Below are 9,325 nucleotides of genomic sequence, written 5' to 3'. Positions count from 1 at the left end.
TCATAAGTTTTCAATAGCCCCATTGTACGGCTTGATCCTTTCTGGAGGGAAAAGCAGCCGAATGGGAACTGACAAGGCATTGCTCAACTACCACGGACGGCCCCAGCAAGAATTACTCTATGAGCTCGCAACAGAATTTTGCGAAAAAACGTTTATTAGTTTACGGGAAGAGCAAAGAGAATACCTGCCTAAAAAGTATAGGGTGATTGAAGATCTGAATGAGTTTCGCGGACCTTTAAACGGTATTTTAAGCGCACACAGAAAATATCCTGAGGCAGCCTGGATGGTCATTGCCTGTGACCTTCCTTTGCTCAATAAAAATACACTAGAACTACTGGTACAAGGCAGAGATGCTGCAAAAGATGCGACCGCACTTGCAACTAAGACAACAAAACTACCTGAGCCACTGGCAGCCATCTGGGAACCAAAAGGCTTACAGCATGCGATAGCGTATCTTAAAAATGCCAATTCCAGTTGTCCAAGGAAATTTCTCATAAACAATGATACTCAGCTGATTTATCCTGAAAATGATGCGGTTTTGGCCAATGCAAATTCTATTGACGACTATAAAAGGATCAAAGAAGAATTAAATTCACCATGAAAGAGGAGCGCTATAAAAGACAGACCATATTAAAGAACTTTGGTCCTGCAAAGCAACAAATGCTGTCACAGGCAAAGGTTGTAGTTGTTGGGGTGGGTGGACTTGGTATTCCGGTATTACAGTACCTCAGTGCCATGGGAATAGGTACCCTTGGGATGGTAGAACAAGATATGGTGGAATTATCGAATCTTCAGCGGCAAGTTATTTATGGGGAAGAAGATCTGGGGAAACATAAAATTAAGGTGGCCAGTGAAAAATTAAAAAAACTGAATTCGACCACTAAAATAATATGCCACGACACATTTTTGACAAGGACGAATGCCCTGGAGATCCTGGCAGATTATGACCTGATAATAGATGCTTCCGATAATTTTGCCACGCGGTATCTCATCAATGATGCATGCGTGATCTTGAAAAAGCCTTTTGTTTCCGGGGCTATCCATGGTTTTGAAGGACAGCTTAGTGTTTTTAATTACAAAGATGGCCCTACTTACAGGTGCTTATTTCCTACTGTGCCGGAACCACACAGCATTCCGGATTGTAATGAAAATGGTGTTCTTGGTGTTACTCCGGGGATCATAGGAACGCTGCAGGCATTAGAAGCAGTGAAGCTAATTACGGAGACAGGCGAACTACTAAGTGGCAAATTATTACTATTTAATGGTTTGGATCAAACCATTCGGAAAATTAATTTCCCTGTCGATCTAAAGAACAAACAAAGGATAAATCTAGAACCAAATTATGAACCTGTGGTATGTGATGCCAAGGATCTCATAGCTATAAATGCCTTGGTTGAACTTTTAAATAATTCGGGTTCCTTAGATCTCATAGATGTGAGAACCATGGACGAATTTCAACAAGAATCAATTGAAGGCGCACTGCATGTACCATTACATGAACTTTTGTTGTACTTCGATATCAATCCTCCAAAAGGGCCATTGTATTTTATTTGTCAAACAGGGATACGTAGCCAAAAAGCAATTCAATTACTTAAGGGAAAATATCCAAAAACCCCTCTGTATTCGGTAATAGGCGGTATGACCGCGTGGGTAAAACAGGTATCCGCCCCTGGAAAAGAATAATGCGGGTAATGCTAAACGTTAACTCCTGTACTTTTTAACTATTTTTGAATTTAAGCTGTTCATATGCTATGATCTCTTTTAATGAGGCACAACAATTAGTAGTAAGTAGGGTTCAGAATTATGGCACAGAGCTAGTGGACCTTCTGCATTCTTCAGGTCGAGTTTTGGCAGAGGACATCGCGGCAGACCGCGATTTCCCACCCTTTAATCGAGCGACAAAGGACGGGATCGCCATTGTTTTTGATGCCGTAGAGAACGGTCGGCTATCCTTTGAGATCAGAGGAGTGCTACAGGCAGGCCAACCTACGGTGCCTTTTGTGGAAAGGGAAAGTTGTATTGAGATTATGACAGGTGCAGTGGTGCCTTTTGAAACAGATGCTGTGGTTATGTATGAAGAGGTGGTTATCAAAAATGACATTGCCTCCCTAAAGAAAATACCCGTCAGAGGACAGAATATACATCAAAGAGGCAGCGATCATAAGAAAGGGGATGTCCTTATCCAAAAGAATACTAAGATTGCCCCTGCAGAAATGGGGATCCTGGCCACGGTTGGCAAAAATCAGGTATTAGTACATAAATTACCAAGGGTGGCAATAATTAGCACCGGCAATGAACTAGTGGATGTTGAGCAACACCCCCTGATCTATCAGATCCGCAAATCTAACAGTTACTCCCTGTTTGGAGCCTTACAAGAATTGGGAATTACCCCCATGCTGCTTCATATTGCCGATGACATTGATCTGCTTCGTCAAAAACTATCGTACGTTATGGACGAAATGGATGTTTTAATTTTAAGTGGTGGCGTCTCTAAAGGCAAATTCGACTACATACCCCAGGTGCTTTCAGAGCTAGGAGCGGAGAAAATATTTCATCGCGTTGCACAAAGACCAGGTAAGCCTTTTTGGTTCGGGGTAAATGACCATTCTAAAACGCTTATTTTTTCGTTTCCAGGAAATCCGGTATCTACGTATTATAATTTTTATCTTTATTTTAAACCATGGCTCCTTGGTACACTGGGAATAGTATCACCCGAACAACAGGTGAAACTTATAAGTTCTATTGAAAACACAAGCGATCTAACCGTTTTTCTGGGTGTTGCCACCCAAAACAAAAATGGGGATCTAAGTGCTTCCATAGTTGAAGGAAGTGGTTCAGGGGATCTGGTAAATCTGTCTAAGATAGACGGCATTATACGATTAGATCCGGGTCATAAAAATTATACAAAAGGAAGCATTGTTCCTTTTGTTGCTACTAAAACTAGTTCCTAAAATGATTCATGAACTAAAAAGAATATTTCAGATCCATGAAACCTCTGCAAAGGCATCCATAAAATCGGTACTTGCCACGGTGGTGGCCCTGGACGGATCTTCGTACCGAAAACCAGGCGTGAGGATGTTGATATTGGAAAATGGATACACGGTAGGGGCAGTAAGTGGTGGCTGTGTTGAGAAAGAGATCGTCAGACAGACAGCAAGTGTTTTTAGTAGCGGTTTGCCAAAGATAATGACCTACGATGGCCGTTACAGATTAGGATGTGAAGGCATTTTATACATCTTATTAGAGCCTTTCGATCCTGAAACTGCTGCAATTCAATCCTTTTGGGAGAATGTGAAGGGCAGGGTAGCCATGACTATAGAATCGTTTTATGCGAAACAAGATTCAGTGAATCTCAATTATGGAAGCTTTTTCGTCTTTGGGAAAGATCGATTTTCAGTTCATGGGGTAGAAAAAGAAGAACCTGCTTTTTCTGTATTCCGGCAAACCCTGGACCCTTGTTTTCAGTTGTACATTGTAGGTGCAGAACACGACGCCGTTCAGCTATGTTCCTTAGCGGCCAACATTGGAATGGAAGTTATTATGGTTGCTGATCCGAGAGAAGAAAAAAGCATAGAGAATTTTCCGGGAGCAGAAAAATTAATGGCCGCCACGCCAGATGATTTTCCTACAGAGCAAATTGATGAATACTCGGCAGTCGTTCTGATGAATCACAGCTATGTGAAAGACCTACATTACTTAATATCATTGAGAGACACTAATCCTTTTTATATAGGACTATTGGGCCCATTTAAACGAAGAGAAGATCTTCTAAATGCCTTTTTAGAAAAGTGTCCGGATACGGCAGATGCATTTCTGGAGAGTCTTCATGGTCCGGCCGGACTAGATATTGGCGCTGTGACTCCTCAGGAGATCGGCATCGCTATTCTTGCGGAGATTCTAATGGTCGCCCGGAAAAGGGTCCCGCTAAAATTGCGAGATAAACTAGGCTCAATTCACAGCGATTCTACATGAATATAGTTGCACTCATTCTTGCCGCCGGCAATTCATCCCGAATGGGAGAAGCTAAGCAACTCCTGCCATGGGCGCAAGACACTTTATTAGGAAACGCCATAAGAATGGCCGCTAGATCACAAGTTAAAAAGGTCTATGTGGTCCTTGGGGCAGAAGCAAAGAGAATTAAAGCAAGCCTTCAAGGATCTGAGGCAGAAATGATCATAAATCAAAATTGGAGTCGGGGTATGGGCACTTCTATAAGCTGCGGGGTAACCGGGATATTGAATTCAGAAATAGAACCGAATGCCATTCTGGTTATGTTAGCAGATCAGCCTTTTTTAGATGAAGATTATTTAAACTTGTTAATGAAGCATTTTAAAGCTAATGATGGAAGGATCATTGCAACTAAATACGGCAGTAAAATAGGGGTGCCGGCAATTTTCGACAAATCCTTATATACGGCTTTAATGGATTTAGATGGGGTAGAAGGAGCAAATGTGTTGATCGCTCATAACAAGCAGGTATGTTTTGGTGTCGATCCAGGGAAAAAGGCCTTAGATTTGGATACCCAAGAAGAGTACACTAATTTCAAAACATCAAATTTCAAAAATACGCCATGATTAGATCTTTAAAAGCAGTATTCTTTGCACTACTGATAACTTCCTGTTCTTTTAATCAAAATGCCCAGGAAATGGACTTTGAAGAATATAATCCTACTTCAACCTTAGTGGTTCCGGGGAAGGAGATCACCAGGGCTAAATTTCCTTTTATAGATGTTCATAGTCATCAATACAGAATGGCGACCCAGGATCTTTCAGAGCTGATCAAAGATATGGACCAAATGAATATGGGGATCATGGTAAACCTTAGTGGCGGTTCAGGAGACAACATCAAGAATATTTTAGCGAATATCAATGAACACTATCCCAACCGTTTTGTAGTTTTTGCCAATGTGGATTTCGACGGGGTTGGGGGTCCGGATTGGACAGAAAATGCGGTAAAACAATTAGAGATCGATGTTGCAAGAGGCGCCAAGGGTCTGAAAATATTCAAAAGCCTTGGGTTGAGATATAAGGACATTGACGGAAAAAGATTAGCGATAGACGATGAACGACTTGATCCTATTTGGGCCAAATGCGGTGAACTCAACATTCCGGTGTTGATCCATGCAGCCGATCCCAAGTCGTTTTGGGATCCTATGGATGCTAACAATGAACGCTGGTTGGAACTAAAGACACGCCCCAATAGAAAAAGAGGTGACACAGATCCTGCACCATGGGAACAGATCATTGCAGAACAGCATCATGTTTTTAAAAAACATCCAAATACCAAATTTATCAATGCCCATATGGGATGGTTTGCGAATAATCTTGGCAAATTAGGCGAATTACTAGACGAAATGCCCAATATGTACGTGGGTATAGGGGCCGTTATTGCCGAGTTGGGGAGACAACCAAGAAACGCTCATACCTTTTTTGTAAAATACCAGGATCGTATCCTTTTTGGAAAAGACAGCTGGCAACCTCAGGAGTTTCCAACCTATTTCCGGGTGTTGGAGAGTGATGATGAGTATTTCCCCTACTACAAAAAATATCATGCCTTCTGGGCAATGTACGGGCTTAACCTACCAGACGAGGTGTTGAAAAAAGTGTACTACAAAAATGTGCTCAAGCTTATCCCATCTTTAGATACCAGCTTGTTTCCGATGGATTGATTTAATCGGTCCACCTAAGATTAGTCCTCTCTATCATATCTAGTGCTCCTGGAATTTGAAATGGAAACCTATTATTTAGGAGTATTACAAGGAACTTAAAAAAAATCTAATAAAAGTGTGATCTTTTCGGAAGACTGGGTACTAATGTCCTAAATACGCAATGAAAAAATGCAGAAAGAAGAAGCATTTGTTCAGTTAATAAAGCAACATCAAGCATTGATATATAAAGTATCTGCCTTGTACACAGATCTAAAGCAAGATCAAAATGACCTCTATCAGGAAATTGTGTATCAACTATGGAAATCTTTCGATTCTTTTAGGTCTGAATCAAAGGTAAGCACCTGGATGTACAGAGTAGCACTGAATACAGCTATAGGGCAACTCAATAAAAGGAAACGAAGATCTAAGGAAGTATCGCTGGAAATAGGGTATACGCCCATAGCAGAAGGATATGACCCAATTTTGGAAGAGCGAATAAAACTTCTACATGCCCAGATTCAAAAATTGAATATTTTGGAACGAGGTATCATATTATTAGTGTTGGAAGGTAAGAAGCACTATGAAATTGCGGAGATCACGGGTTTTTCAACTACTAATGTAGGGACGCGTATTTCAAGGATAAAAGAAAAATTAAAGTCAGAAATGATTAAAAAATAGCATCATGGAACTAAAAGAACTTGAAATCTTATGGTCAGAAATGAGCCAGGAACTTAACACACAAAAGAAACTAACAAACGAATTGATCATGACTATGACACAAGAAAAGTATTCGAACAAATTCCAAAAGATCTCCACCTATGAAACCATTGGAGGGATTATTTGCATACTAGCGGGCATCTTTATTCTGGCTAAATTTTCTATGTTAGATACCTGGTACCTACAATTATGTGGTTTGTTTACAGTGATATTTTTATTTCTACTTCCTGTTTTAACGCTTAATTCCTTGCGGCGTATCCAAAAGATAAATGTTGCAGACATGAATTTAAAAGAAACGCTTGTTAGTTTTTCTAAAGCAAAGAATCAATTGCTCTTCCTGCAGCGTTTGGGTATCTACTTGAGCTTTATTCTAATGTTTACCATCTTACCGGTTGCCAGTAAAATTATGAAGGGGAAAGACCTCTTCCTAGATATCAACGTATTTTATATCTACTTGCCTATAATGGCTATTTTCCTTTTCTTTTTTGCCAGGTGGGGCTATAGTTGTTATAAAAGCATCACCAATTCTGCGGAGAATATTTTAAAAGAATTAGAATAGAAAAATTAAAATGATTAAAAGGGAGCCTTCATAAAATGTAGGCTTTTTTTTCTTCCAATTCTATAGAAAACGTATAATTTAAATACCTTATCTTTAATAAAGCACGAAGAGCAATTTAGTTGCTTTTTGCTGTCTACAACCTTTCTGCAACTAACCAATGACCAAGCAGATCTGTCTTATTTTAATACTGTTATTGTCAACAGCTATTTGCCATGCCCAGAAGAAAAATGCCGGGTATGTTCTTCATATTAATAGAACTCAATATCCTATTGTAATTGATGGCATAGCAGATGATCTGGCCTGGGCCAATACAGATGTGGCCAAGGATTTTTTTATGGTATTGCCCATGGATAAAGGGCCTGCCACCCAACAATGTGAAATAAGGATGGCCTACGATGAAGATAACATCTATTTGGTGGCAACATTTTATAACAACACCAAAGGAAAGAATTTTGTGGAATCCCTTAGAAGGGATTTTTCTTTTGGTAAAAATGACAATTTCTTATTGTTTCTGGATCCGTTTAATAATCAAACGACCGGATTCACATTTGGCTCTAATGCGGCCGGTGCTCAATGGGATGGCACCATGTATGGGGGCAGTGCTGTAGACCTTAGCTGGGACAGTAAATGGGTCTCCGCGGTACAGCGCGATGATGAGAAATGGGTCTTTGAAATGGCACTCCCATTTAAGTCTATTCGCTATGAAAAAGACGTGACTGAATGGGGCATCAACTTTAGCAGACTGGACCTGAAAACAAGCGAAAAGTCGAGCTGGACACCCATTCCAAGGCAGTTTCCAACTGCCGCTCTTGCGTTAACCGGCACTTTGGTATGGGATGCACCACCGCCTTCGCCCTCATTAAATGTTTCTTTTATTCCTTACATCCTTGGAGAGGTCAGTACTATAAATGACAATAAATCTTCTACAGATGGAAAAATAGGCGGAGATATAAAATTCAGCCTGTCTTCCTCTCTGAATCTGGACCTTACCGTAAATCCGGATTTCTCACAAGTAGAGGTAGATAGGCAGGTAACTAATTTGGACCGTTTTGAACTTTTTTTCCCCGAGCGGAGACAGTTCTTTCTGGAGAATGCAGATCTCTTTGCCAATTTTGGTTACGCTACTATTCGCCCATTCTTTTCCCGCAGAATAGGCCTGGGGGTACCTATAGATGCAGGTGCCCGGATTAGCGGAAATTTGGACAAAAACTGGCGTCTGGGGATCATGGATATTCAAACCTCCTCTGTTGAAGAAACAGGTCAGCCTACACAAAATTATGGTGTTTTATCACTTCAACGAAAAGTTTTTAGCCGTTCTAGTATAGGACTAATGCTTGTTAATAAAGAGTCTTTCCGTTATCCTTCAGAAGAAGATTCTTTGAGAACATTATTCCCAAAATACAACCGGAATATTGGGATAGAATACAACCTGGCATCTTCAGATAATCTTTGGAATGGCAAGACATTTGTGCTAAAATCCTTTGCCCCGGACGAAGATAGCCGGGGTATTACGCAGGCTGCGAACATATCCTATAATAACAGGCAGTGGTCCTGGGGCGTGCAGGAAGAAGTGGTTGGGTCTTCCTATACAGCAGAAGTGGGCTTTGTGCCAAGGGATAGTTATATTCGCCTTAGTGGGTATTTAGGCTATCTTTTCTTTCCTGAAAAAGGGCCCATAGTTAGTCATGGACCAAGAATAGACCTAAGTCATTTTTTTGATCCAGATTTCAAGAATACCGATTATCAGAATACGCTGGGGTACACTTTGAACTATAGGAACCGAAGCGCACTTCAGGCCCAATTGATAAATGAATACGTGAAATTATTAACACCCTTCGATCCTACAAGAACAGGGAAGGAATTACTAGATGCCGGAGTTCAGAATACCTGGAACACCTTCCGCTTGTTATACAATTCTAAACCTCAGGCCCTGTTCACTTATTCTTTTGATAGCAGTATGGGTGGATATTATGAAAATGGTACTCGCTTAAGTATTACCAACGAACTTGGATATAGGTTTCAGCCCTATGTGAGTCTGAGTTCTACCATGAGCTATAATAATATTAGCTTACCCGCGCCCTGGAATACCACTGAATTCTGGCTTATAGGCTCAAAGGTGGATGTGACATTCACCAACAAGTTGTTCTTTGCCACGCTTTTTCAATACAATGAACAGACGCGGAATTTTAATCTTAATTCAAGGTTTCAATGGCGCTATCAGCCTGCCTCCGACCTATTTCTGGTCTTTACAAAAAATGAACGATTAGCTCCTTTTTCGGGCAGTACGTGGAATCTCACCTTAAAACTTACCTATTGGTTCAATCCTTAACACAAATAGTAAAAGAATTTATGAGTCATAACCAGGAGAGTATCTCTTTTATTCTATATTTTTAAAACCATTC

At 40.5% G+C, this 9,325-nt stretch carries 9 protein-coding genes; all 9 read left to right on the top strand.

Annotated elements, in window-relative coordinates:
- Positions 1-601: NTP transferase domain-containing protein (locus tag WBM49_RS08060; protein ID WP_424371541.1), on the top strand; the 601-nt coding region annotated here is incomplete at its 5' end.
- A complete protein-coding gene (locus tag WBM49_RS08055) occupies positions 598-1,683 on the top strand; it encodes a ThiF family adenylyltransferase (RefSeq protein ID WP_424371540.1) in 1,086 nt (361 codons plus the stop codon). The genes WBM49_RS08060 and WBM49_RS08055, both read left to right, overlap by 4 nt.
- A 68-nt stretch (positions 1,684-1,751) precedes the next feature.
- On the top strand, positions 1,752-2,951 hold the full coding sequence (locus WBM49_RS08050) for a molybdopterin molybdotransferase MoeA (protein ID WP_424371539.1): 1,200 nt from the start codon (positions 1,752-1,754) through the stop codon (positions 2,949-2,951).
- A 1-nt stretch (position 2,952) separates the two neighbouring features.
- Positions 2,953-3,972, top strand: a complete 1,020-nt coding sequence (locus tag WBM49_RS08045) for an XdhC family protein (RefSeq protein WP_424371538.1) — start codon at positions 2,953-2,955, stop codon at positions 3,970-3,972.
- Positions 3,969-4,574, top strand: a complete 606-nt coding sequence (locus tag WBM49_RS08040; RefSeq protein WP_424371537.1) for a nucleotidyltransferase family protein — start codon at positions 3,969-3,971, stop codon at positions 4,572-4,574. The genes WBM49_RS08045 and WBM49_RS08040 overlap by 4 nt, the downstream gene beginning before the upstream one ends.
- Positions 4,571-5,668: an amidohydrolase family protein gene (locus WBM49_RS08035; protein WP_424371536.1), complete on the top strand. Its 1,098-nt coding sequence runs from the start codon at positions 4,571-4,573 to the stop codon at positions 5,666-5,668. The genes WBM49_RS08040 and WBM49_RS08035 overlap by 4 nt, the downstream gene beginning before the upstream one ends.
- Positions 5,669-5,836: 168 nt before the next feature.
- Positions 5,837-6,325 (top strand): RNA polymerase sigma factor, encoded by a 489-nt coding sequence (locus WBM49_RS08030; protein ID WP_424371535.1) that lies wholly within the window; start codon positions 5,837-5,839, stop codon positions 6,323-6,325.
- Between the two features lie 4 nt (positions 6,326-6,329).
- On the top strand, positions 6,330-6,923 hold the full coding sequence (locus WBM49_RS08025; protein ID WP_424371534.1) for a hypothetical protein: 594 nt from the start codon (positions 6,330-6,332) through the stop codon (positions 6,921-6,923).
- Between the two features lie 157 nt (positions 6,924-7,080).
- Positions 7,081-9,252, top strand: coding sequence for a DUF5916 domain-containing protein (locus WBM49_RS08020; protein WP_424371533.1), 2,172 nt, complete (start codon positions 7,081-7,083; stop codon positions 9,250-9,252).
- Positions 9,253-9,325 lie beyond the last annotated feature (73 nt).

The organism is Muriicola sp. (genome assembly GCF_049669965.1).
Classification (GTDB): domain Bacteria; phylum Bacteroidota; class Bacteroidia; order Flavobacteriales; family Flavobacteriaceae; genus Muriicola.
This window is presented reverse-complemented; position numbering and strand designations above follow the sequence as displayed.